The organism is Micromonospora marincola (assembly GCF_056150385.1).
In genome coordinates, this window is sequence record NZ_JAXCFT010000001.1 from 125,468 (window position 1) to 149,593 (window position 24,126).

The following is a 24,126-nucleotide window of genomic DNA, read 5'->3' on the forward strand; positions in this document are numbered from 1 at the left end:
CCCTCGCGCCAGGTGTCGTATCCGGGTGGCAGGATCACACGGGTGCGACGATCCTCACCGACCGGACGACCCACCGGTGGCCGCGCGCCCCGGCCCCGCGCCGAGCAGGCCGAGCAGCTCGGCTTCGAGGGCATGCCGGAACGGCTCTTCGTCTGCACGCCCAGCAAGCTCGGCGCCTACGCCGACTGCCCCCGGCGCTACCGCTACGCCTACGTGGACCGCCCCGCCCCGCCGAAGGGGCCGCCGTGGGCGCACAACTCCCTCGGCGCCAGTGTCCACACGGCGCTCAAGAACTGGTATGCGCTCGCCCCCGACCGTCGCCGCCCCGAGGCGCTCCCCGCCCTGCTCAAGGGCACCTGGGTCCGCGAGGGCTACCGCGACGACGAGCAGGAGCGCATCGCCTTCCGGCGGGCGCTGGCCTGGCTGGAGTCCTACGTGGCGGGGCTCGACCCGGCCGACGAGCCGATCGGCGTGGAGCGGGTGGTCGCCGTGAAGACCGCAGTGCTGGCCTTCAACGGCCGCACCGACCGGATCGACTCCCGACCCGGCCCGGACGGCCGGCCCGAGCTGGTCATCGTCGACTACAAGACCGGCCGCACCGGGCTCGACGCCGACGACGCCCGCGGCTCGCAGGCGCTCGCGCTCTACGCGTACGCGGCGGAGCGGGTGTTCCGGCGGCCGTGCCGCCGGGTCGAACTGCACCACCTGCCCACCGGCACGGTCGCCGCGCACGAGCACACCCCGGAGTCGCTGCACCGGCAGCTCACTCGCGCGGAGGACACCGCCCGCGACATCATGGCCGCCGAGCGGGCGGTGTCCGGCGGCGCCGATCCCGACGAGGCGTTCCCCACCGAGCCGGGGCCGCGCTGCGGCTGGTGCGACTACCGGCGCACCTGCCCGACCGGCGCGCAGGCCCCCGGAAAGGACCCCTGGTCGGCCGTCGAGCGCCTCGCCGAGCCGGCCGACTGAGGATTCCTCAGGCAGCCGCGAGCCGGGCCGCCCGGTCCTTCGCGACCTGCTGCACCGGCGCCCCGAGGTAGCGCCGCGGCACCGCCGCCAGGGCCAGCCGCAACGCCCGCACACCCACCTCTGCCGACAACGCCGTGGTGGGCAGCCCGAGCCCGCCGTAGAGCCGCAACGCCCAAGAGGGCAGCAACCCCAACGCGGTGCCGGCGATCCCCAGGTACGCCCAGCGCGGCGGGCCGAGACTCAGGCCGAGCTTCACCGGCCGGCTGAGCCTCCACGGGATCGGCGGCGCGGTCAGGAACACCGCGGTCTCGGCCGCCTCGCGGGTCATCCGTAGCTCCGGACGCACGCCCCGGTAGTACGCCTCGACCTCGGCGGCGGTGCCCGGCACGTCGCCCGGGTCCAACCCGACCAGGGCAGCGGCCCGGCGCTGCTCGGTGTAGTAGCCGTCCACCTCGTCGTCGGTCAACGCCAGCCCGGCCCGCCGCGCGGTGCTCACGAACGACTCGACCTCGGTGACGTGCACCCAGCGCAGCAGGTCCGGCTCGTCGACCCGGAACACCTCGCCGGTGTTCGGGTCGGTGGCGCGCAACCGGGCGTGCAGCGTACGCAGCCGCCGGCCGGCCGCCTCCGCCTCGGCGGTGGTGCCGTAGATCGTCGTCGCCACGTAGGTCGACGTCCGCACGAGCCGGCCCCAGGCGTCGGCCCGGTAGTTGCTGTTCTGCGCCACCCCCGCCATCGCGCGTGGGTGCAACGCCTGCAGGTAGAGCGAGCGCAGGCCGGCAACGATCAGGATCGGTTCCTCGTGCACCTTCCACGTGACCGATCCCGGTCCGAACAGGCCGAGGTCGTCGGTGTCCACAGGTCAAGAGTGCCACGCCGGGCGTACCCGCCCGGGTGGCCCGGGGCCGCCGGGATGAACCGGTGTGCCGATCCGTGCGTGTGTCTCGATGTGCGACCACGCCACGTCGTACGCTGGCCGCGCGAATCCGTCCACTCGCCGGAGGTGTCGGTGTTCAGGGAAGTCAACGGTCTCCCGGGCCACGTCCTGGTCATTCACGCGGTGGTGGTGCTGGTGCCGCTGTTGGCGCTGCTCACCGTCGCGTACGGTGCGTTGCCCCGCTGGCGACCCCGGCTGGACTGGGCGGTGGTGGCGCTCGCCGTGGTCACGCCGATCCTCGCCTGGGTGGCGACCGAGTCCGGCGAGGAGCTGGAGGAGGCGCTCGAATCGCGGGGCTACCCGCCGGAGGGCCTGGCGAAGATCCACGAGCATTCCGAGTACGGAGAGACCCTGCTCTGGTTCACGCTCGGGCTCGCGGTCGTGGCGCTGCTGCTGGTGCTGAGCACCAAGGGCTTCGCCCGCCTCCAGAGCCTGCCCCGCTGGGTGCCCCTGGCGCTCACCGTCGTGGCGGCCGTGCTCGCCGTGTTCGCGGTGGTCTACGTCTACCTGACCGGCGACAGCGGGGCCAAGATGGTGTGGGACGGCATCGTCTGATCCTTCTGCCTCCCAGCTTTCGGCCGGGTGGGCTCTAGAACAGCAACCGCGAGCACAACAGGCACGTAAGCAGCACCAGCACCACGCCGACGACCGCGCCGATGCCGTAGGTGAGCTGCTGGGCGCGCTGCTCCGAGCGGTCCATGGCGGCCATGTCCTGCGCCGGGAGCCGCCGGGGCGGTGGCACCCGCACGTGCACCGGCGGTCGCCAGCCGGGTGGCGGCGGCGTGCTCGGCGGCGGCCCGGTGTACCCGCCGGTGTGTCCGGGCGGGACGTTGTGTGCGGGAGGCCCGGGCGGGCCTGTGTGTCCCGGCGGCCAGGGTGGGCCGGGGTGTCCGGGCGGGCCTGCGGGTGTTGGCGGCCAGGGTGGGCCGGTGTGTCCGGCTGGACCGGGCCACTGGCCGCCGGTGGCGGTCCAGCCGCCGGCAGGGGTCGCCGCGTCCGGCCTGGCCCAGGGGCTCTCCATGGATCCCTCGCGCGACCACGGGCTGGCGGCCCCGCTCGCGCCTGCCTCAACCGTGTGGGGGTCGGGTGTGCCGGGGTCGGGAACCTGATGGCCGGCCGCGCCCTGCTCTCCGGTGCCCGTGCCCGTGCCGAGTTGGTGGGGTTCGGGCTCGCCGTGGCCGCTCGCGTCGGTGTCGGTGATGTGGGGTTTGGGTCTGCCGGGGCTGAGGGTGGACGGTTTGGGCGTGCCGGTTGAGGGAGATCCGGGCGTGTCTGTGTCAGGTTGCCGGAGCGCGGGCCGGTCGGGGGTGCCGTCCGGGGCGTTCTGCTCGCGGTGGTCACCTTCGGCCGGCGACGCGTCGGCGGTGAGGGGCGTCCCCGGCGTGGGCGCGTCGTCCTCGGGCTGGCTCGGTGCGGCGGGCCGGTTGTCACCGGGCCGGTCCACGGCCGATGCCCCGTCCGGCTGCTCGGGGCGTCGCCAGGTCTCGTCGTCGGGGTTGCCACCGCTCGGCGTCGTCACGCCGACCGACGCTACCAACGGCTCGCCCGGTCGGCTGCCCGACGCGGCGAGCGGCGATTCGCCCATGGCACGTTCTCCGACGCCGGCCGCCCGGTGCCGGTCCTGGGGTGGACCGCCGCTGCTGCCGGACCAGGTAATGCGCCAGCCGGCGTCCCGGATCGTGCACCGCAGCGGGTCGAGGCGGTCGGTCGGCAGCGGTATCGTTGCTCCTCGTGACCGACCCCGGCATCCAGGTCCCGCGCGACGACGACGACCGCGTGGTCGACCTCAGCGAAGACTTCGTCGTGTTGCCCGAGCAGACCACCGACGACACCGACCGCGGCTGGGGTGAGCGCCCGGGCGGCAACGACGACTGGCTGCTCGGCGAGCGCCCGCCGCACTGGGACTGAGGACGAACGGCCGGGGGCGGGGTCAGCCGCGAACCACCACGGCGAAGCGACTGCCCTCAGGCAGGCCGACCGCGCGCCGGGCCTGCTCCGGTGGGAGCGCCAGATAGAGCGCCGAGGAGCCGTCGACCGCCCCGGTGGCCCCCACCACATCGAGCACCAACGCGCGCGGTGCGAGCAGGGTGGGATCGCGCGATCCACCGGCCGGCACGACCAGCAGGTCGACCCGGGCCCCCGGGCGTAGCACCGCGAGGGCGGCCGGCTCCGCCAACCGGATCGGCACGCCGACCGCCCCGGCGGGCAGCGCCGGAGCACCACCCGACCGTGGCTCGGCGGTCGTCGCGCGGTCGGCAGTCGGCGTGGGGTCGGCGACCGAGGGCGGCCCGGGCGGGCAGCCGGCCGGCGTGTGCAGCACCGCAACGGCGAGCCCCAGCAGCACCGCAACAAGCGTCAGCCGCAGCAGCGTGCGGCGCCGGGGCAGCCCACGCCGGCGCACCGGCCGCAACGTCGCCTCTCCACCCTCCACCACTGCCTCCCCGTCCGCCGTCGCCGCCGTCCGCCGTCTTCGCCGCCGTCCGCCGTCCGCCGTCGCTGACGGCCGTCAGCAGACCGTCGTTCCGTCAGGAGGTTAGGCGCATACCGCCCCTCCGCGTCGCCCATCGCTCGCCCCTGTGGATAACCCGCCGTCCTGTGGATAACTGCCTGGTCCAAGGCGCTCCGGGCGGCGCTTCCGGCCAATCGCTCGGGTGGAATGCCACAGCGACGGCTGGACGACGACGCCGTGCTGCGGCCCGGCGGGGCGTGCCGGTGCTGATCGGCGTGCTCATGCGCACCGCCCACCCATGCCGTTCCACTCCAAGGTCGCCAGCCGGCGGTCTGCGAGAGGCGGTTGTCCAAGGGCTCACGAAATCGGTGGCGCTCTGGGCGCGGGTTGAGCGGGTGATCAAGGAGTTTGGGTAGTCGCGGAGGGAATCCGACGCAACCTCCTTGATCAGCCCGGGAGGGCGCTCCTGCGACCGCCCGAGGGCACGGATGGGGATGACCATGAAGTTGGCTGGGACAAAACGGACCGGTCGGGCCGCCAACTTCATGATCACCGGAGCCCGGAGCCCGGAGCCCGGAGCCCGGAGCCCGGAGCCCGGAGCCGGGAGCCGGGAGCCCGGAGCCCGGAGCCGGGAGCCGGGAGCCCGGAGCCGGGAGCCGGGAGCCCGGAGCGGGGAGCTGATGCCGCGACCTCGCCGGAGTGGCGCGTGTGGTCCGGGGGGAGGGGTGCGGCATGAGAAAGTGGCCGCCCCGGAGCGGGACGGCCACTTTCGTAAAGCGTGCGGTCAGGAGGAGCTGGACGCCGCCGGCGACTTGCTCGCCGAGCCAGAACCCGAGCCCGAGCCCGACCCCGAGGACCCCGAACCCGAACCCGGGCCCGACGACGCGGCCCCGGAGGACCCAGAGCCGGAGGACCCAGAGCCGGAGGACCCAGAGCCCGACGACCCAGAGGACGACGAGGAGTCGGACGAGGACGACTCGGACTTCCCCGGCTTGCCGCCGGCGCTGGCGGCGTTCTCGGAACCGGACGAACGGGAGTCCGTACGGTAGAAGCCGGAGCCCTTGAACACGATGCCTACCGAGTTGAAGAGCTTGCGCAGCCGCCCCTCACACGCCGGGCACTCGGTCAGCGGCGCGTCCGAGAAGGACTGCACCGCCTCGAGCTGGTGGCCGCACGCGGTGCAGGCGTACTGGTACGTGGGCACGTTCTCCTCCGGATCTTGGCACAGCCGTACTGGCACTCGTGGTCTTCGAGTGCCAATGGTGCGTCATGGCACCCGGATTCGTCCAGCGGAAGCGCCCGGTCCCACACCCGGCACCGCCACCAGCCCGCCCCGGGGCGTGATCACGCAGTGCACCGGCCGGTCGTGCGGGCCGGCCGGAACCGTCGGGACCAGCTCGCCGTCGTGCAGGAGCGCCACCGTCGGCACGGTGGCGGGCACCCGGGCCAGCGCCCGGTCGTAGGAGCCGCCGCCCCGGCCCAGCCGGACGCCCCGGTGGTCCACCGCAAGCGCCGGCACCACCACCAGGTCCGCCCCGGCCACGGCGGCCCGGCCCCGTGGCGGGCCGGTCGGCTCGCGCAGCCCCCGGCCGGCGGCGCGCAGCGACTCCCGGTCGGTGTAGGCGGCCCAGTCCAGGTCGAGGTCGTCCCGGAGCACCGGCAGCAGCAGCTCGGCTTCGGCCGGCAGCGCCGCCCGCAGCATCTCGGGCAGGTCGTGTCCGCCGGGCTCGGAGGCGACCGGCACGTACGCGGTCATCCGGGTCGGGCGCATCCGGCGTACCAGGGAAATCAGCTCGGCCTGCACGGACGCCGCGGCTTCGGCCCGGCGCGTCGCGGACAGCGACCGGCGGGCGGCGAGCAGCGCGACGCGCAGGTCCCGTTTCGCCTCGTGCACCTCATCCGAAAAATCCGGCACGCAACACTCCTGACGCAACGCTTGCCTACCGGTCGCTCTGTGTCAGCATCGCACCAAGGGGCGCGGAACTTCCGGGGGGAAGCTTGACGCTACGCGGGCGGTTGACGATGGCCTTCCTCGTGGTGGTCCTCGGCCCTGTCCTGCTCGGCGCGTTCTTCGTCGGCACCACGCTGAGCGCGGTCGAACGCAGCCGCGCCACCGAGCGGCTGGGGCTGGCCGCGGCCGGCGTGCGTACCTCGGTCGACGCGCTCTGCCAGCAACTGCGCGCGGCGGCGGACGCGGTGGCGCTCGTCGCGGACCCGGCCGCCCGGTCGCGCGCCGCCGACCAGGTGGTCGGCCGCGGCCTGGCCGCCGCCGTCCGGGTCGCCGACGCGGCCGGCCGGACCAGCTATGCCACCGCCGGCGGCCCGGCCGGCCCCTGGCAGGACTGCGCCGGCGTCCCGGCCGGCCCGGTGGGCGCGCTCGCCGTCCAGGTCCGGCTCCGCGACCCGGCCGGCGCCGACCTCGGCGCGGTCGCCGCTGCGCAGCCCGTCGACCCGGCCTTCGTGGCGCGGCTCGCGGCCGTGACAGGCGTCGAGGTCACCCTCCTCGACGACCCCGGGCGAGCCACGACCGAAAACCAGGGGGTACGCGGAGCGGTGCTGGCCGCCGCCCGCGAGGTCGCCGGGGATCGGGTGGCCGGGACCGACGACGGGCGGTACGTGCGCCGGGTCGGGCCGTCCACGGGGCAGCCGCTGCCGCTTGTGCTCTCGGTGCGCGGCGACCGCCCGCCCGGCCTGTACGGCGCGCTGGTGGCCGCCGTCGCGTTGGCCGCATTGCTGGCCGTGCTGGCGGCGTGGCGGCTGGCCCGGGTGACCACCCGGCCGCTTGTCGAGCTGGCCGGCGCGGTGGACCGGGTGGCGCACGGTGACCTGACCGCGCGGGTGCCGGTGCGCAGCCGCGACGAGATCGGCCGGCTGGCCGGCGCGTTCAACCGGATGACCCGGGAGACCGGCAGTTACGTGGCGGCGTTGACAAGCAGCCGGGACCAGCTCCGCAACCATCTGGTGGTGCTCGGCGACACGCTCGCGAGTACGCACGACCTGCAACGCATCCTGCGGGTGATCCTGGACAGCGCGATCGCCGGTACCGGCGCCCGGGCCGGCGCGGTGCTGCTGCTCGACGGCCACGGGGTGCTTGTCGGCCAGTGCGTGGAGGGGCTGACCGGGCGCTGGCCGACCGAGGACCCGGCCGACCCGGCGACGCTGCGGGTGCCGGTCGGCGCCGGGGTGGTAGGCGCGGTGGCCGCCACCGGGGAGCCACTGCGTGGCCGCTGGGCGCCGCCGGACGCGCCGACCGGGGAGCCGTCCTGCGAGACGTACGTGGCGGTGCCGTTCGCCGCGCCCGGCGCGGCCGACCCGCGTGGCGCGGACCGTCCCGGCCACCCGCCTGCCGACAGCGACCCCGCGGCCGGCCCGTCCAGCGCGGCGCTCGGCGTGCTGGCCCTCTACGACCGGCTCGGCGGGCACGAGTTCGACGACGACGACCTGGTCACGCTGAGGACCTTCGCCGGCCACGCGGCGGTGGCGGTGGAGAACGTCCGGGTGCACGAGGAGGCGCAGCGGCTCTCGCTCACCGACCCGCTCACCGGGCTGTGGAACTACCGCTACCTGCGCGAGTCGATCCGGCGTGAGGTGGAGCGGGCGAACCGGTTCGGCCGGATGCTCAGCGTGCTCGCCCTCGACCTGGACCGGTTCAAGGACGTCAACGACACCTGGGGGCACGCCGCCGGGGACGCCGTGCTCGTCGAGTTCGCCCGCCGGATCCGCGGCGTGATCCGCGAGGTGGACCTGGCGTTCCGGCACGGCGGCGAGGAGTTCGTGGTGCTGTTGCCGGAGACCGACGCGCGGGGCGCGACGGTCGTCGCCGAGCGGATCGGCGCGGTGGTGCGGGACCAGCCGGTGCCCGTCGACGGGCACGGCGGCGAGCCGTTGCGGGTGCCGGTGACGGTGTCCATCGGTATCGCCGTCTATCCGGACCACGCCGGCGGCGGGCAGCAGGTGCTCGACGCGGCCGACGACGCGCTCTACGCCGCCAAGGCCGCCGGGCGGGACGGCTACCGGCTGGCGCCCGTCGGAGATCCGGTGCCCACGCAGGAGATTCCGGTGTCCGCCACCACGGTCAGTCCGCCCGACGGGCTGCCCCGGGCCGGCACGGCGGAGCAGGCGGGCACCGCGCCGGGCGGCGCGTCTTCCGGTCCTCACCCGCCGCGGCAGAGCCGTGGCCGATAGTCTCGCGGCATGTCGGAGCACTCAGCGAACCCCTCAGCGGCCTCTGGTCGCTCCCGCGCGGTCAAGGCCGTCATCCCGGCCGCCGGCCTGGCCACCCGGTTCCTGCCGGCCACCAAGGCGGTCCCCAAGGAGCTGCTGCCGGTCGTCGACCGGCCGGTCCTCCAGTACATCGTCGAGGAGGCCACCCAGGCCGGCATCACCGACGTGCTGCTGATCACCGGGCGGGGCAAGACCTCGATGGTGGACCACTTCGACCGGCGGCCCGACCTGGAGGAACGGCTCGCCAAGAAGCCCGAGCTGCTGGCCGCGGTCAAGCGCACCGAGGAACTGGCCGCGATCTACACCTGCCGCCAGCCGGAGCAGCTCGGCCTCGGCCACGCCGTCGGGTTCGCCGAGTCGCACGTCGGCGACGCGCCGTTCGCGGTGCTGCTCGGCGACGAGTTCGTCAAGCCGTCCGAGCCGCTGCTGCCGGCCATGCTGGAGTTGCAGGCCCGCACCGGCGGTGTGGTGCTCGCGTTCTTCGAGGTCGACCCGGCCGAGACCAGCCGCTACGGCATCGCCTCGGTGGAGCCGGCCGAGTCGGAGTACGCCGACTTCGCCGAGGTCGTCAAGGTCACCGGCATGGTGGAGAAGCCCAGCCCGGACGAGGCTCCGAGTAACCTGGCCGTCCTCGGCCGGTACGTGCTCCCGGGGCGGATCTTCGACGCGATCCGGCGCACCGAGCCGGGCAGCGGCGGCGAGATCCAGCTCACCGACGCGATGGAGCTGCTGCGTACCGAGGGGGTGCCGGTGCACGCGATCGTCTACCGGGGCACCCGCTACGACACCGGCATGCCGCTCGGTTACCTCCAGACCGTGGTCCAGATCGCGTCCGAGCGGGAGGACCTGGGCGCCGAGTTCCGCAAGTGGCTGGCCGAGTTCGTCAACAAGGGCGACGAGACAGTCACCGACGCGGTCCTGAACGGCCTGCGCGACGCGTCCGGCGGTGCCGATACATGACCGCGACGGCCGACGCCGAGGCGGCCGCGAACGAGTTGACGCCGCTCGCCGACTACCTGGGCAGCGTGCTGCGCAGGTTACGGGCGCTGCCTCCGCTCGACCTCGACCTGACCCAGGCGTACGGCAACGTGCTCGCCGAGGACGTGGTCGCCCCGCACTCGTTCCCCGCCTTCGACCAGGCGGCGGTGGACGGGTACGCCGCGCGCTGGGAGGACATCTCCGGAGGGAGCCGGGGGCCGGGATACGTCCCGGCCCCCTCCGGTATGCCGGGCGGGCGCAGCATCCGGCTCAACGTCGTCGGTGACCTGGGCGCGGCGAGCTGGCGACCGGTCCGGCTCACCCCCGGCGCCTGCTTCTCGGTGGCGGCGGGCGCGCCACTGCCGCTCGGCGCGGACGTGGTGGTCCCGGTGGAGTGGACCGACCAGGGTATGGCCGCCGTGGAGATCTTCCGCGCCCCCCGACGCGGGTACGGCCTGCGCCGCGCCGGGGATGAACTGGTCGCCGGCACGCTGCTCGCGCGCGCCGGGGCGTACGTCTCACCGGCCCTGGTCGCGGTGTTCGCCGCCACCGGCATCGGGCACGTGGTGGTGCGGCCCAGCCCCCGGGTGGTGATCGTGGCCACCGGCGACGAGCTTGTCGACGTGGGCCGGGGCAGCCAGCCCGGTCAGGTGGTGGACACCAACTCGCACGCGTTGACCGCGGCGGCGGCCGAGGCGGGCGCGCTCGCGTACCGGGTCGGGATCTGCGACGACGACCCGGAGGCGCTCCGCGGCCTGCTTGAGGACCAGACGCTGCGGGCCGACCTGATCATCACCACCGGCGGCACCGGCACCGGGCCGGGCGACATGGTCCGCCGGATCCTGTCCCGACGCGACGGTGGCCGGGCCGGGCCGGTCACCTTCACCGAGGTGGCCCTCTATCCCGGAACCGCGCTCGGGTTCGGTACGGTCGGCGCCGAGGAGGTGCCGGTGGTGTGTCTTCCCGGTGAGCCCGGCGCGGCGCTGATCGGCTTCGAGGTGCTTGCCCGCCCGGCCGTCCAACTGCTGGCCGGCGCCGAGCCGGTGTTCCGGCCCAGCGTGCGCGCGCACCTGCTGGAGACCGTGTCGTCGCCGGTCGGGCTGCGCGAGTTCCGCCCCGCGCACGTGGCCGAGCGGCGCGGCGGCGGCTACACCGTGCAGCCGCTGGCCGGCGGCCCGTACACGCTCTCCGGCCTGGCCGAGGCGAACGGCCTGCTGGTGCTCGGCGAGCGGGTCACCACCGCCGCGGCGGGCTCCACAGTGGATGTGCTGTTGTTGGACCGGCGCCGGTGAGGTTTCGGCGGGCGCCCGGGTGGCCGGCGGTGCTTGTGGACGGTTCGGTGGTGTTGCGTCCCTACCGGCGTTCCGACGCGCCGGCGTGGTCGGCGATCCGGCGCGCGAACCGGGACTGGCTCGCCCCGTGGGAGTCGCACGTGCCGGGCGGTTGGGACGCGACGAACTCGCCTGCCGCGTTCCGCCTGGTCCACGCCGACCAGCGGAAGTCCGCGCGGACCGGCGACGGCATGCCGTTCGCGGTGTGCCTGCGCGTCGACGGGCAGGAGCGGCTGGTCGGCCACGTCAACGTGGGCAGCATCGTGCGGCGGGCGTTCTGCTCCGGGTACGTCGGGTACTGGGTGGACTCGCGGGTGGCCGGTCAGGGTGTGATCCCGACCGCTGTCGCGCTCGCCGTGGACCACGCGTTCGGCCCCGGTGGGCTGCACCGGATCGAGGTGAACATCCGGCCGGAGAACGTCCCGTCCCGGCGGGTGGTGGAGAAGCTGGGCTTCCGCGAGGAGGCTTACCACGTGCGGTACATGCACATCGACGGCGCCTGGCGGGACCACATCGGATACGCGATGACCGGCGAGGAAGTGGCCGCCGAGGGCGGGCTGCTGGCCCGATGGCACCGCGTACGTGACACCCGGCGCTGAGCCGTTCGGGGCGTGACCGCCCGGCGCGGCGCACGGTGAACCAGGTCTGTGGCCCGTAACCTCAAGTAACTGCAAGCTGTGGCAAGCGCTGCCCACCCGCATGATCTGCGCCGTTAACGAGCGGCGACGGAAGAAGTTGCGGCCATGCGGCGCTCGCCCCGAACTTGGTGACGGGAGGGGTGAGGGTGCCGACGTCGGTGCTCCTCGCCGTCCTCGCCGCCGCCGGTCTGCTCGCCCTCGCTCCGGCGCTGGTCCGCCGGTACGACGCCACCGAGCGGCTGGTGGCGGAGCGGGCGCAGTCGACGGCGCGGGTGCTCCAGCGCCAGCGTCGTCGGCGCACCGTGCCCGGACGGCGACCGCTGCACCCCCCGCGCTCCCTTGTTGTCACCTTGAGTGAAGATTCGGACACGGGTGGTCTTGCCCGGCCGGTCTCCGCCCCGCCCGCGCGGCGGCGCTCCGGCCGGCTCCGGCCCGTTTCCGCGATCCCCGCACAGTCCCGCCGACGGCACCCGCCCCGCCGACGGCACACTCCCGCGGTCTACCGCCGACGCCGGGTGCTCGCCGCGCTGCTGCTGCTCAACTTCGTCGAACTGGTCGGCGTGGTGCTTGTCGGACCCGGGTTCTGGATCAGCGTCTCGGTCACCGGCACGCTGCTCGTCGCGTACGTCGTACACCTGCGGCAGCGGGCCCTGGCCGAGCGCCGGCGGCGGCGCGCGGACGCCCGCGAGTCGGCCTGGCTGGCCGCCCGCCAGGCCGAGGTGCGCCGCGAGCAGGCCCGGCGCGCCGCGGCCCGGCGGGAGGCGCAGCGCCGGCTGGCCGCCCAGCGGGAGGCGGTCCGGCGTACGGCGATGGGCCTGGACCGCCCGGCGGACCTGCCACCGGCCGCGAGCGGCGGCTCGGTGTCCTACCGTCGGGCCGGTGGCCTGCGCGGACGCCCCTACCAGTCCGGCCGAGGCGCCTGACCCGCGCTGCCCCCGGCGTGGTTCGCGCCGACCACCTTCGTCGATCTTGGAGTTGTGGTGCCAGGATTTGCCCCTTGGGTGGCTTATCGGAGGTGCCACAACTCCAAGATCGACGGGCTGGGCGGTGTGGGCGGGGCGGTTCGCGTGGTGGGGGTGGGGCCTGTTAGCCTTGGTGCCGGCCCGCCCGGTGAAAGCCGGGTGGGACCGACGCTGGTTCGCCGGCGGAGGGGCTGTGGCGCAGACTGGTAGCGCACCTCGTTCGCATCGAGGGGGTCAGGGGTTCAAATCCCCTCAGCTCCACCATAAATGCCGTTGAGCAGCGGAAGCGCTGCCAGCAAAATACATTTCCGGTACACATCAGCGTTGCTCCGGGGTCTTCGGGGGGCGCCCTTCACGCCACATCGACTATCGATGACGTTGTAGCGGCGACTTGTCTCCCACGAGCCAGAGATGGCCCCACGGATCGAAGAAGCCGCCCTGGCGGTGCGTGCCCCAGGGCGCGGCGTGGTCGCGCACCGGATCGTGGTAGTCGGCTCCTGCCTCGGCCGCACCACCGACGACGGCGTCGGGATCGTCAACGAAGACCTCGATCCGCGCCGAAGTGCTGCCGAGCGCCGTCGGGCTCTCCCAGCCGTTGTTCGCGGGCTCGGCGACGAAGAACGGCGCCCCGTCGAGCTGGAGTCCAACAACTGATCCCAGGTTCCACAGCTCAGTGGCACCAAGGGCTTTCTGGTACCAGGCAGAGGCTGCTGCGGCGTCCGGGACCGCGAGCATGACGGAGATGACGGTCATGGGTAGGAGAATAGGTAATCCGGAGCCCGACGCGAGGGATCCCGCGAACAGCCGCTCATCGCATGAGAGAGCGTTCCCCCGGGACCCGCGTACCGAACATCATCCGTGCCGCATATCGAAAGCTCACCTACCCGCAGATCGTAACCCCGCCGGTTATCATGGCTCGTGCCCACACCGCACTTGATCCCCCGCCACGCCGCCGCGCAGGTCGACGCAGCACTCCTTGACACCCGCGTCGTGCTGATCAGCGGAGCGCGCCAAGCAGGTAAGAGCACCCTGGTTCGCATCGTCGCGGGCGACCGGCTCGCCGAGCGCCGCGATCTCGACCGGGCGCAGGACCGGGCCGCGGTCTGCCGACCTCTCCCACTACCGCGACCAGAGTAGGTACGAGGTCGACGCGGTGCTCGAAAACAGATCCGGCCACGTGGTCGGGATTGAGGTCAAGGCAGCCACAACCGTCAGATCCGAGGATTTCCGCGGATTGCGTCGACTCGCCGACCGCCTCGGTGACGACTTCATCGCCGGCATCGTCCTCTACACCGGGACCTCGACACTGCCGTTCGGCGACAGGCTCCGCGCATTGCCGGTCAGTGCCCTGTGGCAGGTTGCCGGCCCACGAGCGGACTGACCGCCGAGGTCGCCCCGTCACACTCCGCCACCCACCACGCCGCCGCCGGCCGGCAACGCCATGGCGGCGGTCGCCGCCATGCAGCCCGGCTGGAACCTCGGCAACTCGTTCGACGCGGTCGGCGCGGACGAGACCGCGTGGGGCAACCCGCGGGTCACCCAGGCGCTGCTGGACAACGTGCGGGCGCAGGGCTTCAACAGCGTCCGGATCCCGATCACCTGGAGCAACCACCACGGCGGCGCGCCGAACTACACCATCGACGACGCCTGGCAGCAGCGTCACCGGCACGGTGAGCTGACGCGGGCCGCACCCGGACCGATGACTTTCCGGCCCGGCGACTGTCGACAGGAGCATGACCACAACCCAGACGCTCCAGCTGCCCGAGGTGGACCTCGTCTACGACGTTCACGCCCCGAGCGCGGCGGCCGGCGCACACCGGCCCCTGTTCATGATCGGCCAGCCGATGTGCGCCGACGGCTTCACCACGCTCGCCTCGTACTTCCCGGAGCGGACCGTCATCACGTACGACCCGCGCGGGCTCGGACGCAGCGTGCGCCGGGACGGCCGCACGGACGCCGTGCCCGAGGTGCAGGCCGCCGACGTACGCGCCGTCGTCGACGCCCTCGGCGCGGGTCCGGTCGACATGTTCGCCAGCAGCGGCGGGGCGGTGACCGCGCTCGCGCTTGTGGCGGCGTACCCGGACACGGTGGCCACGCTCGTGGCGCACGAGCCGCCGCTGCTGCCGCTGCTCCCCGACGCCGAGGCCGCCGCGCGTGCGAACGCCGCCTGCCAGGAGGCGTACCAGAAGCACGGCTGGGGTGCCGGCATGGCGGCGTTCATCGCCATGACGTCCTGGCAGGGCGAGTTCACCGACGACTACTTCGCCCAGCCCGCGCCCGACCCGGCGGCGTTCGGCATGCCTGTCTCCGACGACGGCTCACGGGACGACCCGCTGTTCTCCGGCCGGTCCGCGGCGGTCACCAGCTACCGGCCGGACGTCGACGCGCTCCACGTGACGCGTACCCGGGTCGTCATCGGGGTGGGCGAGGAGTCGGCGGACACCCTCACCGGACGTACCTCGGTGGCGACGGCCGAACTGCTCGGCGGACGGCCGGCGGTCTTCCCGAGCCATCACGGTGGCTTCCTCGGGGATGAGGGCGGCTACGCCGGGCAGCCGGAGGCGTTCGCCCGCCGGCTGCGGGAGATCCTCGACGCCGTCTGACCGCTCAGGCGCGCCGCACGTCGGTGACCATGACCGGGTACGGGCCGGCCGGCGCCTTCGGGCCGGCCTGGTCCGCCGGGACCACGTTCTCCATCCGCAGCCGCAGCGTTGCCGGGTCGGTGCCGTCGAGGGTGATCCGCCACCCCCACCCGCCGCCGTACTCGGCGGCGAGCGCGACCGTGTCGCCCGGGCCCGCGTCGCCGGTCAGCGTCATCGGCCCCGGCTGCTGGTGCCACGAGTCACCCCACCAGGCGACAACCGAGCCCGGCTGCTCCCCGACCCCGATCACCAGCAGGCCGTCCTGCGGGCCGTCGTCCGGGTGTGCCCAGGAGTACGCCACGGTGGTCAGGTGACCGCCGGCGGCGGTCGCGACGGTCATCGTGGCCGGCGACTCGGCGAACGGGTCGGCGGGCAGCATCCGGAAGCCGTTGGTGCCGGCCCAGGAACCGGTGGCGTCAGCGAGAATCACCGGCCCAGCATAGGGACCCGACCGTCCTCAGGCGACATCAGTCGCAGCCGACACCGTCGCCGTCCCGGTCCAGGTCGTAGATGTCGCTGCCGATGACACGGACCGGGCCGGTGACGTACGCGGGACCGTTGCCGCTGCCGCCGGCGCAGTCGACGTCGCTCGCGATCGGCACGCAGGCGCCGCTGTAGTTCGGGTCGCAGCTACGCGCCTGCTTGGTGCCCACGGCGACCACCTGCGTGACCGGCTTCCTGGTGACCACCGAGCGGACCAGCTTCTTGGCGGTCTGCACCCCGTCGGTGACCGTCACCTGGTAGGTGAGGGTGCGGACGCCGGCGACGCCGCGAGTGCGAACCTTCTTCGTCCCCCGCGACAGGGAGGAGTCCTTGACCGTCCGGGTGGCGTAGGCGATCTTCGCGGTCGAGGTGACGGTCGTGATCCGGACCAGGGGCGATGCGGACGCGCTCGGGCTCGCCTCGGTCGGCGACGGGGCGGAGGTCGCCAGGTCCACGATCGCCGGTGCCGTAGCCTCGACACCCGTCGTCAAGGGCGTGGCCGGTGCGGTGTCTGTCCTATCCGGTTGCGTCGGAGCGTCGGCGCTCGCGCCGGTCGCCACTCCGCCGCAGCCGCCGAGCAGCAGCAGTACTGCCGAGACGGCCGCGATCTGGGCGCCGCCGGAGAACCGACGCCAGCGGGACCGCTCGGCAACGGAGTGCGCCCGGCCGGCGCCGAAGGGGACGGTTGACGGGTTCTGCGGTGATGGGTGCGTCACGCAGCTCAGTCTGCTTGCGTCCGCAACGTTTTCCAGCGGTCAACCGGTGCGGTCCGTATCGACGCTCTGACGATCGGTCATGCCGAAGGTCGCGGGAAACGGACCGAGCGGCGAGTTCGGCCGGCCCCAGGCCGGCCAGGGAAGACTGGTCGCCGACACCGGTCCGACCGGCCGTCCGGCGCTGGACAGGCCGATCGGTCGGCGCGGCAGTTCGGGTGGCGAGTTCGCTCAATGATCGACACCAGCTCGGTGACGTGGTGGCATCACCGCCGGCTGGATACCGCCAATTCGCCGAGCTGGCGTCCGGCCATCTCGGGCAGTCGCCGGGTTCAGCCGGGCGGCAGGGTGGCGGTCAGGTCGGCGGCGTGCTGGAGGGTGTCGGTCAGCCGGGCGCGCGGCTCCTCGTCGAGCGGCACCGCCCCGGCCCGACGCAGCAGTTCCCGCGCGGCTTCCGGCTCGTCAAGCAGCAGTGCCAGCTCCGCCCGGTAGACGAGCGCCTCCACGAGGGCGGCGGGATCGTCGGCGGCGTCCGGTCGGGTCAGCGCGCCATCGAGGATCTTCGCGGCCTGCCGGGGGTTACCGCGGGAGTCGGCCTGCACCACCGCGTTCCCCAGCGCCCGGGACAGACCGGCCGAGCTGTCGTCGACGTCCGGCGTGGCGGCCCGGGCCACGAACCGGATCCAGTTGCCGCCGGGGTCGACGATGCTGAAACCGGTGTGTCCGTCCTGGTTGCGGCGGACCCGGGGCCGGGTCATCCGGGGCACGCCGGCGACGAGCACCTTGCCGTACGCGGCGCGCAGGCCGGCCGTGAAGGCGCGGTGCAGGCCGACCAGGTCGTCCACCACGACCAGGCAGGTGCCGTACGAGGTGGCCGGGTCGAACTCCGGCATGCCGAAGAAGTGCAGGTTCAGGTCCTCCCGCAGCAGGGCCAGGTAGGGGTTGGGGCGGATCTGCCGGTAGGTCACCTGGAAGCCGAGAGCCTGGTAGAACGGCGCCACATCGTCCAGGGACCGGCAGGGCAGCAGCGGGATGGTGGTCTCGTTCGTCATCGTTCGAGCCTGGCGGCCGGCGGCCGGCACGCGCACATGGAAATGGCCGAACGGCTGGGTGGGACCGCCGGAACGGCCGCGGGGGCCGGTCCCGGGCGGGACCGGCCCCCGGTGCGGGGTCGCGCGGGCGTCAGGGCTTCCAGGAGCCGGCGGTACGCAGGTGGTGCTCGTACTCGACGACGCCGTTCTTGTCCTTCACGTCGAAGATGAGCTGGCCGCTGCGCTTTGAGCCGACCGGCAGGTTGTTGCCCGAGGTCATCAGCTTGCCGCAGCCGGAGAAGGCGCCGCCGATGCCGTTCTCCTCGGTGCCGTCCGCGGCCCGCCAGGTGAAGAAGAACGGGTTGATCGCTCCGGTGCCCTTGGTGACCTCGGCGGTCACGTCGGCGATCAGGAACGTGCCGTTCTTCGGGCCGGGCATGAACTCCCGGCAGGCGGCGTCCTTGGTCCGGAAGTTGCCGACCGTGATTTCGAGGGTGCCGTAGTCGTCGTTGATGATCAGCTTGTCGCCGGCCGGCATGTTGAACGTCTTGTCGTCGGTCTTGCCCGGCTCCGGCGTGGCGGTCGGGTCGCCGGTCGGCGGGTCGTCGATCGGGTTGCTGTAGGTGATGCCCGGGGTGGGCAGGTCGTCGATCGCCTCCTGCGTCTTCTTCGCCCCGCTGTAGATGGCGAAGATGCCCCCGCCGCAGCAGAGCAGCAGCAGGACGACCGCCACGATGCCGATCGTGATCCAGACGTTCTTGTTGGACTTCTTGGCCGGCGGCCCGAACGGTTGCCCCGGCGGGGGCGGGTACGGCCCGCTCGGGTACGCCTCACCCGGCGCGTACTGCCCCTGCCCGGGCGGCGGCGGATACGGCGCGCCCGAGGCGGGCGGATAGGGCGGCTGCGCCCCACCCGGCGGCGGGTACGCCCCACCCGGCGGCGGATATCCGCCACCCGGCGGCGGGTACGCGCCACCCGGCGGAGGGTAGGCGCCACCCGGCGGCGGGTATCCGCCGGCTGCCTGCGGGTATCCGCCGCCACCCGGGGGTGGATACGGCGCGCCGGAAGTCGGCGGTGCCGGCGGGAACGCCTGCGTCGACGGCGCAGACGGGAACGCCTCGGTCGACGGCGCTGACGGGAACGCCTCGGTCGGCGGTGCCGGCGGGAACGCCTGCGTCGGCGGTGCGGGCGGGAACGCCTCGGTCGGCGGTGCGGGCGGGAACGCCTCCGTCGGCGGCGCCGGCGGGACCGGCTCGGGCTGCGACGGGTAGGGCGCGCCGGAGGTCGGCGGCTGCGGAGCGCCCGAGGTGGGCGCCTGCGGCGCGCCCGAGGTGGGCGCCTGCGGCGCGCCGGAGGTGGGCGCCTGCGGCGCGTCGGGGGCGGGGGGCGCCCAGGGGCTGCCGGACACCGGCGGCATCGGCGCGGTGGGGAACGCCTCTGTCGGCGGTTCCTGCGGCTGGTTCGGGTCCTGTGACCCGGACGGAGGCTGAGGGTGGCTCACCGTACTCCTTGGGCACCTTCGGGATTTTCAGTCGGAACGACGGTACAAGCAGGCGGCGACAAAGCCGTCCGGCCCCTCACCGGCGTGTCAGAACGGCGGCGGTACGAACCAGATCGTCGTCTACCGCGAACCGTCCGGACATCGATGACGGAGGATCGGACACCGGCGCGTCGGCGAGTCGGGCCGGCGCGATCTCGGCGTGGAACGTGCCCGCGTCGGGGTCGAGCGTGACCCGGGCGTCGGGGAAGCCCAGCCAGGTGCCGACGAGCGGGTACCAGACCTTGTAGACGGTCTCCTTGACGCTGAACAGCACCGTCGGCCAGGGCGGCCCGGACGGCAGCCGGGCCAGGTCCGCCTCCTCGTCGGGGCGGCACACCTTCCGGCGTACCCCGGGGGAGAGCGGGCGGCGTCGCTCGGCGTCGATGCCGACCGCGCGGAGGTCGGTGGCGTGCGCGGCGGCTGCCGCGCAGTAGCCCTCGGTGTGGGTGATCGTCCCGACGACGCCGGCCGGCCAGATCGGGGCCCGGTCGGCACCGGCGGGCACCGGCGTCGCCGGCAGGCCGAGCGCGGCGAGCGCCCGGCGCGCGCACACCCGGCCGGCGGTGAAGTCGCGGCGGCGGCTGGGCACCGCCCGGTCGCCGAGCGCGGCCCGCTCGACCGGCAGCAGCGCGCCGGACCAGTCGGCCGGGCCGGCCACCGCCACGGCGACGGCGGGCGGCAACAGATCACGCACGAGCGTCGGTGGGTGACGGAAACACGCGGTGACCGTACCGTAACGCCGGAGCGCGATGGGGCGCTGTAAGAACGTTGCGGGGGGTGGCAGCGTCGACATCGATGGAAGGAGTGGCCGATGACCCCCGGTGTGGAGGCGTCGGAACCAAGGTCCGCCGAGCACGTCCCGGTGACGCCCGGCTGGACCTGCGGCTCGTGCGGCGACGACTGGCCCTGTGCCACGAAACGCGAGAACCTGCTGATCGAGTACCAGGTGGACCGGGCATCGCTGAGTGTCTATCTCGGTTCCTGCCTGGCGGCTGCCGCGCAGGACCTGCGGAGCGCGCCGGTCACCGCGTTGCAGGACCGGTTCATCGGCTGGGTGCCGCGCCGCCCGCGTACCGTCTGAGCGCTTCCGGTGGCCGCCGCGTCAGGTTCCCGGCGGCCACCGGAAGCGGGCTCAGCGGCGGCGGGGCCGCCGGGTGAGGGCGAAGCCGAACACGCCGGCCACGGCGGCCAGCACCCCGCCCACGCTCGTCCACACCCAGCGCGAGCCGGCCTCGGGGAGCCAGCCGGTCAGATCGGTCTCCTCGTCGGCGACCGGTTCGGGCGTCGGCTCGGCCGCAAGCACGGTGCCGGCCCGGGTGTTCGGCGCCAGCGGCGCCGCCAGCTCACCGTCGTCGCCGGAGGCGCCGCCGGAGTCGGCGGCGCCGACCAGCAGGTCCACCTCGATCGGCAGGCCCAGGTCGGGTTCGGGCAGCTCGGTGACGGAGAGCCGGACGTAGTAGGTGCCCGGCAGCGGGTCGCCCGACCACGGCTCGGCCCACGGCCGCACCCGGCGCAGCGTGCATCCGAGCGTCACGCCGGTGGCCGCGGCGTCCACGGTGGGGGTCTGCGCGCCGGCCGTGCACGCCTGCCGGCGGCGCAACCCGTCGAAGACGTCCACCGTCCAGGTGGACGCGCCGGTGCGCGGCTTCGGGAAGGTGACCGTGACGTCGAGTTGGTGCACCTGGCCGGCGTCGGCGCGAAACGACCAGTACAGGTGGTCGCCGGTCGAGGCGCCCACCCGTACCGGCTGGCCGGCGGTGATGGTCGTGGCGGTGAGGAACGAGGTGCCGGCCTTGGTCACGGTGGTCGCGCCCGGGGACGGGCTCGGCGCGGCGAGGGCCGCGGCCGGGGCGAGGGCGAGGGTCAGGGCGGCCGTCGCGGCGCCGATCAGGGTACGCATCCTCAGTTCTCCCTCCAGGTGGCGACCCACCAGCGGGTGAGCAGCCCGGCGACCAGCCCGGTGACGAGGCCGGCCAGGGTGAGCAGGAGCAGCAGCGCCCAGCCGCGGCCGAGGTCCGGCCCGTCCGGGGCGGGGGAGGCGGCGACCACGTCCACGGTCAGCTCCACCGGCATGCCCGGTTCGGCCCGGGTGCCGGAGCGGGCCGCGAACGAGTTGCTGACCACCAGGCAGACGGTCCGGGCGGCCCGCGTCCCGCTCGGGGTCGGCTCCGGGCTCGCCGCGTCCTCCTCCTCGGCGGCCGACCAGCGCAGGCCGGCCGAGACCACGTCGGTACGCCCGCTGCCGGCGTCGACGCCGCGGACCAGTTCCCGCCCGTCCGGCGCGGTCGCGCGCAGCAGCACGCCGTAGTCCGGGTTGACCGGCCGGTCGAGCGCGACGCTTACCGAGGCGCGCAGCTCCTGCCCGGGGCGTACCGGCACCCGGTACCAGCGGTGCTCGGAGAACGCCTCCCGGTCGGTGTAGACGCCGGCGGCGAGCAGCGGCGCGCCCGCGCAGGCCGCCGCGCCGCCGACCACCGTCGGCGCGGCCGTGTACGTGTCCCGGGCGCGGTCGACGAGCTGCTTGATCCGGCCGGTCAACTCCTCGGCGCTCTCCGCCGCGGTGTAGGTGCCACCCGTGGCGCCGGCGATGCAGAGCAACTGCCGGCGTACCTTCTCGTCCGGGGCGAGGCCGAGCGTGTCGACCACCAGCCGGGTGCCCTGGGCGGCCAGCTCGCGGGCCACCTCGCACGGGTCGGGTGGGGCGCACGTGTCCTCGCCGTCGGTGATCAGCACGATCCGGCGGGTGGTGCTGCCGGTGCCCAGGTCCTGCGCGGCGGAGCGCAGCGCCAGCCCGACCGGGGTGAAGCCGGTCGGGCGGAGCCCGGCGACGGCGGCCTTGGCCTGTGTGCGGTCCACCGGGCCGACCGGCACGATCTGCTGGGTGTCCCGGCAGCCCTGCTTCTTGTCCTTGCCCCGGTAGGTGGCGCCGAGCACCCGGATGCCGAGCTGTGTCTCGTCCGGCAGGCCGTCGACCACCTCGTTGAACGCCTGCTGCGCCACGGAGATTCGGCTGCGTCCGTCGATGTCGCGGGCCCGCATCGAGCCGCTGACGTCCAGGACCAGCTCGACCTTGGGGGGTTCGGCGGCGGGTTCGGTGGTCTCGTCATCGGCCCCGGCGGGGCTCGGACCGATCAGCGCGGTCGCCGCCAGCAGTCCGAACAGGACGGCCGTCGATCGTCTCTTGTTGATCACCGGGCGAAGTGTAGTGAGATCCACTTTGGAAGATCATCCGGGTGGGGCCCGACCGTTAACTACTCGACGTAAACCCCACGGGGGTGGTATCGGTCGGAAATCTGACTTTGCTGCACCCGTTGTGCGCCCGGCGCACTGTGGTTAAGCTCTGTCTTGCGCGCCCCAATCGCCCGCTTCCCCCGTGGCAGGCGATCGGGGCGCGCGTTTTTTCGTACCCCGGTCCGCTCCGGCGGCCCGCAAGGTGAACGCGACCCAAGACGACGGCCCGGTGGGATGTCCCACCGGGCCGTCGTACGCTCGCCCGCGCTCAGATCCAGCGGCCGTCCAGCCACATCCGGGCCGACCAGTCCGCGTACGGCATGACCGAGCCCACGAAGATCGGATAGAAGTACGCGAAACAGAGCGCCACAAGCAGCACGTACGCGCCCGCGATGATGCCGCCGACCAGCCTGCGGTCGTTCACCTGCTCGACGGTCGGCGGCGCCGCCGTCCCGGTGACCGGCGCGGGTGTGACGATCGCGCCGAGCACGTAGACCACCGCGAGCACCATGAACGGCACCGCCGGCGCGGCGTAGAAGGAGAACATCGTCCGGCCGTCGAAGGCGAGCCAGAACCAGGGCAGCAGACCGGCGGCCACGGTCAGCAGGATCGCCCCGGCCCGCCAGTCCCGCCGGGCCAGGCCCAGCCAGGCGGTCGCGGCCAGCGCCGGCAGGAACGACCACCAGAGCAGCGGGGTGCCCAGCAGCAGCACCTCCGAGGCGCAGGTCGGCGCGCCGCAGTTGCCGGTGCCGGACCAGTGGAACGCCACCGGCCGGCCCAGCAGCAGCCACTGCCACGGCCAGGACTGGTATTTGTGCGGGTCGTCGAGCTGGGCGTGGAAGCCGTACGCGGCCTTGTGGTATTCCCACAGGTTGATGAGCGGGCCGATGAACGGCGTGTCGCTCATCCCGGGCACGTTCGGGTACCGGCTCGCCACCCGGTAGTAGCCCTCGTCGCTGAGCAGCCAGCCCGACCAGGTGGCCACGTAGGTGACCACCATCAGCACGCCGGCCACGAGCAGCCAGGGCAGCTCGTCGAGCACGGCGTCGCGCCAGGGCCGGCGGACCCCGGCCGAGCGGCGGACCCCGACCTCCCAGAACAGCACAAGCAGCGCGAACGCCGGCACGAAGTAGAGCCCGTTCCACTTCACCGCGCAGGCGCACCCGAGCAGCACCCCGCCGGCCAGCCGCCACCACGGCCAGTTCCGCCAGCCCGACGGCGGTCGCCCGGCCCGCCCGGGCACCGTCGGGTCGAGCCCGTCCGCCAGCGCCCGGGCCCAGCGCCGCCGCCGGGCGTCCCGGTCGAGCACCAGCGCGCCGAACGCGGCAAGCACGAACAGCAGCACGAAGATGTCGAGGATCGACGTGCGGGACAGCACCAGGTGGAAGCCGTCAAGCGCGAGCAGCAGGCCCGCCGCGCAGCCGAGCGTGGTGGACCGGAACATCCGTCGGCCGATGCGCACCAGCAGCAGCACCGAGAGCGTGCCGCAGACCGCCGCGGCGAACCGCCAACCGAACTCCGGCGCGGTGGTCGTGAGGTGCCCCGGCACCGAGACGTTGCTGTCGGCGTCCTGGTAGCCGAAGGCCCACTCGCCGATCCCGATCAGCCACTTGCCCAGCGGCGGGTGGACCACGTACGACGGGCCGTTGTCCTTGTAGTTCCACTCGACGCCGCGGTCGATCAGCCCGTACGCGTCCTTCGCGTAGTAGGTCTCGTCGAAGATCTTGCCGGGCGGCTGGCTGAGCCCGACGAAGCGCAGGATCGCGGCGATCGCCACCACCACGGCGGTGGCCAGCCACGCCTGCCCCCGGCCGAGATGGTCGTCGACGGTGGCGAGCCGGCGTCGGACCGCGGCCGGGATCCCGCCTCCGCCACCCCCGCCGTCGTCGTCGCCCGGCGAGCCGACGGCCCGGTCGGTGGTGGGGGAGGGCTCCTGTGCTGTCGACGCACTCGTCACCCGGCGATCGTAGGCTGCCGGAGTGCCCGGTGGCGTCAGTC

General features: G+C 73.9%; 23 protein-coding genes, 1 tRNA gene and 3 pseudogenes. 14 read left to right on the forward strand and 13 right to left on the reverse strand.

Annotated elements, in window-relative coordinates:
* The first annotated feature begins 132 nt into the window (after window positions 1-132).
* Window positions 133-969: a RecB family exonuclease gene (locus SM450_RS00630; protein ID WP_474618332.1), complete on the forward strand. Its 837-nt coding sequence runs from the start codon at window positions 133-135 to the stop codon at window positions 967-969.
* Window positions 970-976: 7 nt separating this feature from the next.
* Here SM450_RS00630 and SM450_RS00635 read toward each other — a convergent pair whose 3' ends face one another.
* Window positions 977-1,828 carry an oxygenase MpaB family protein gene (locus SM450_RS00635; protein WP_474617672.1) on the reverse strand — a complete coding sequence of 284 codons (852 nt, stop codon included), beginning with the start codon at window positions 1,826-1,828 and terminating at the stop codon, window positions 977-979.
* Window positions 1,829-1,978: 150 nt separating this feature from the next.
* Here SM450_RS00635 and SM450_RS00640 point away from each other — a divergent pair, with 150 nt between their 5' ends.
* Entirely contained in the window at window positions 1,979-2,461 is a 483-nt protein-coding gene (locus SM450_RS00640) for a DUF2231 domain-containing protein (RefSeq protein WP_474617673.1), read from the forward strand.
* Window positions 2,462-3,637: 1,176 nt separating this feature from the next.
* Window positions 3,638-3,814, forward strand: a complete 177-nt coding sequence (locus SM450_RS00645) for a hypothetical protein (RefSeq protein WP_282286609.1) — start codon at window positions 3,638-3,640, stop codon at window positions 3,812-3,814.
* Between the two features lie 22 nt (window positions 3,815-3,836).
* Here the strand turns inward: SM450_RS00645 and SM450_RS00650 are convergent, their stop codons facing one another.
* Window positions 3,837-4,337 (reverse strand): flagellar biosynthesis protein FlgA, encoded by a 501-nt coding sequence (locus SM450_RS00650; RefSeq protein WP_474617674.1) that lies wholly within the window; start codon window positions 4,335-4,337, stop codon window positions 3,837-3,839.
* A gap of 743 nt (window positions 4,338-5,080) precedes the next feature.
* Between SM450_RS00650 and SM450_RS00655 the strand changes: the two genes are divergently transcribed.
* On the forward strand, window positions 5,081-5,404 hold the full coding sequence (locus tag SM450_RS00655; RefSeq protein WP_474618373.1) for a hypothetical protein: 324 nt from the start codon (window positions 5,081-5,083) through the stop codon (window positions 5,402-5,404).
* Between the two features lie 62 nt (window positions 5,405-5,466).
* Here SM450_RS00655 and SM450_RS00660 read toward each other — a convergent pair.
* Window positions 5,467-5,595: pseudogene (locus SM450_RS00660) on the reverse strand (FmdB family zinc ribbon protein); the annotation flags it as partial.
* A gap of 27 nt (window positions 5,596-5,622) precedes the next feature.
* Window positions 5,623-6,270 (reverse strand): 5-formyltetrahydrofolate cyclo-ligase, encoded by a 648-nt coding sequence (locus SM450_RS00665; RefSeq protein ID WP_474617675.1) that lies wholly within the window; start codon window positions 6,268-6,270, stop codon window positions 5,623-5,625.
* An 83-nt stretch (window positions 6,271-6,353) separates the two neighbouring features.
* Here SM450_RS00665 and SM450_RS00670 point away from each other — a divergent pair, with 83 nt between their 5' ends.
* From SM450_RS00670 to SM450_RS00695, 6 genes are all read left to right on the forward strand, one after another.
* Window positions 6,354-8,540: a diguanylate cyclase gene (locus SM450_RS00670; RefSeq protein ID WP_474617676.1), complete on the forward strand. Its 2,187-nt coding sequence runs from the start codon at window positions 6,354-6,356 to the stop codon at window positions 8,538-8,540.
* A 9-nt stretch (window positions 8,541-8,549) separates the two neighbouring features.
* Window positions 8,550-9,539, forward strand: coding sequence for a UTP--glucose-1-phosphate uridylyltransferase (locus SM450_RS00675; protein WP_474617677.1), 990 nt, complete (start codon window positions 8,550-8,552; stop codon window positions 9,537-9,539).
* Window positions 9,536-10,849, forward strand: a complete 1,314-nt coding sequence (locus tag SM450_RS00680; RefSeq protein ID WP_474617678.1) for a molybdopterin molybdotransferase MoeA — start codon at window positions 9,536-9,538, stop codon at window positions 10,847-10,849. The genes SM450_RS00675 and SM450_RS00680 overlap by 4 nt, the downstream gene beginning before the upstream one ends.
* Entirely contained in the window at window positions 10,846-11,487 is a 642-nt protein-coding gene (locus SM450_RS00685; RefSeq protein ID WP_474617679.1) for a GNAT family N-acetyltransferase, read from the forward strand. The genes SM450_RS00680 and SM450_RS00685 overlap by 4 nt, the downstream gene beginning before the upstream one ends.
* Before the next feature lie 179 nt (window positions 11,488-11,666).
* Window positions 11,667-12,449, forward strand: a complete 783-nt coding sequence (sepX, locus tag SM450_RS00690) for a divisome protein SepX/GlpR (protein ID WP_474617680.1) — start codon at window positions 11,667-11,669, stop codon at window positions 12,447-12,449.
* A gap of 226 nt (window positions 12,450-12,675) precedes the next feature.
* A tRNA-Ala gene (locus SM450_RS00695) sits at window positions 12,676-12,752 on the forward strand.
* 102 nt (window positions 12,753-12,854) lie between these two features.
* Here SM450_RS00695 and SM450_RS00700 read toward each other — a convergent pair.
* Window positions 12,855-13,241 carry a VOC family protein gene (locus SM450_RS00700; RefSeq protein WP_474617681.1) on the reverse strand — a complete coding sequence of 129 codons (387 nt, stop codon included), beginning with the start codon at window positions 13,239-13,241 and terminating at the stop codon, window positions 12,855-12,857.
* A gap of 355 nt (window positions 13,242-13,596) precedes the next feature.
* On the opposite strand from SM450_RS00700, the pseudogene SM450_RS00705 reads away from it, so the two are divergent.
* From SM450_RS00705 to SM450_RS00715, 3 genes and pseudogenes are all read left to right on the forward strand, one after another.
* Window positions 13,597-13,869 (forward strand): annotated as a pseudogene (locus SM450_RS00705) (DUF4143 domain-containing protein); the annotation flags it as partial.
* A 78-nt stretch (window positions 13,870-13,947) separates the two neighbouring features.
* Window positions 13,948-14,088: pseudogene (locus SM450_RS00710) on the forward strand (hypothetical protein); the annotation flags it as partial.
* A 133-nt stretch (window positions 14,089-14,221) separates the two neighbouring features.
* Window positions 14,222-15,091: an alpha/beta fold hydrolase gene (locus tag SM450_RS00715; protein ID WP_474617682.1), complete on the forward strand. Its 870-nt coding sequence runs from the start codon at window positions 14,222-14,224 to the stop codon at window positions 15,089-15,091.
* A 4-nt stretch (window positions 15,092-15,095) separates the two neighbouring features.
* Here SM450_RS00715 and SM450_RS00720 read toward each other — a convergent pair whose 3' ends face one another.
* From SM450_RS00720 to SM450_RS00740, 5 genes are all read right to left on the reverse strand, one after another.
* Window positions 15,096-15,560, reverse strand: coding sequence for a hypothetical protein (locus SM450_RS00720; RefSeq protein ID WP_474617683.1), 465 nt, complete (start codon window positions 15,558-15,560; stop codon window positions 15,096-15,098).
* A gap of 37 nt (window positions 15,561-15,597) precedes the next feature.
* Entirely contained in the window at window positions 15,598-16,329 is a 732-nt protein-coding gene (locus SM450_RS00725; protein ID WP_474617684.1) for a G5 domain-containing protein, read from the reverse strand.
* A gap of 329 nt (window positions 16,330-16,658) precedes the next feature.
* The gene (locus SM450_RS00730) at window positions 16,659-17,378 is read right to left on the reverse strand and encodes a VOC family protein (protein WP_474617685.1); all 720 of its coding nucleotides are present in this window, start codon (window positions 17,376-17,378) and stop codon (window positions 16,659-16,661) included.
* A gap of 130 nt (window positions 17,379-17,508) precedes the next feature.
* Window positions 17,509-18,858 carry a hypothetical protein gene (locus SM450_RS00735; RefSeq protein WP_474617686.1) on the reverse strand — a complete coding sequence of 450 codons (1,350 nt, stop codon included), beginning with the start codon at window positions 18,856-18,858 and terminating at the stop codon, window positions 17,509-17,511.
* Window positions 18,859-18,934: 76 nt separating this feature from the next.
* Window positions 18,935-19,591 carry a 4'-phosphopantetheinyl transferase family protein gene (locus SM450_RS00740; RefSeq protein WP_474617687.1) on the reverse strand — a complete coding sequence of 219 codons (657 nt, stop codon included), beginning with the start codon at window positions 19,589-19,591 and terminating at the stop codon, window positions 18,935-18,937.
* Window positions 19,592-19,708: 117 nt separating this feature from the next.
* On the opposite strand from SM450_RS00740, the gene SM450_RS00745 reads away from it, so the two are divergent.
* A complete protein-coding gene (locus tag SM450_RS00745) occupies window positions 19,709-19,978 on the forward strand; it encodes a hypothetical protein (protein WP_474617688.1) in 270 nt (89 codons plus the stop codon).
* A gap of 51 nt (window positions 19,979-20,029) precedes the next feature.
* Here SM450_RS00745 and SM450_RS00750 read toward each other — a convergent pair whose 3' ends face one another.
* The 3 genes from SM450_RS00750 to SM450_RS00760 form a co-directional block, all read right to left on the reverse strand.
* Window positions 20,030-20,797 carry a peptidase gene (locus SM450_RS00750; protein ID WP_474617689.1) on the reverse strand — a complete coding sequence of 256 codons (768 nt, stop codon included), beginning with the start codon at window positions 20,795-20,797 and terminating at the stop codon, window positions 20,030-20,032.
* Window positions 20,798-20,799: 2 nt separating this feature from the next.
* Window positions 20,800-22,089 carry a VWA domain-containing protein gene (locus tag SM450_RS00755; RefSeq protein ID WP_474617690.1) on the reverse strand — a complete coding sequence of 430 codons (1,290 nt, stop codon included), beginning with the start codon at window positions 22,087-22,089 and terminating at the stop codon, window positions 20,800-20,802.
* A 307-nt stretch (window positions 22,090-22,396) separates the two neighbouring features.
* Window positions 22,397-24,085 (reverse strand): dolichyl-phosphate-mannose--protein mannosyltransferase, encoded by a 1,689-nt coding sequence (locus tag SM450_RS00760; protein WP_474617691.1) that lies wholly within the window; start codon window positions 24,083-24,085, stop codon window positions 22,397-22,399.
* Between the last annotated feature and the right edge of the window lie 41 nt (window positions 24,086-24,126).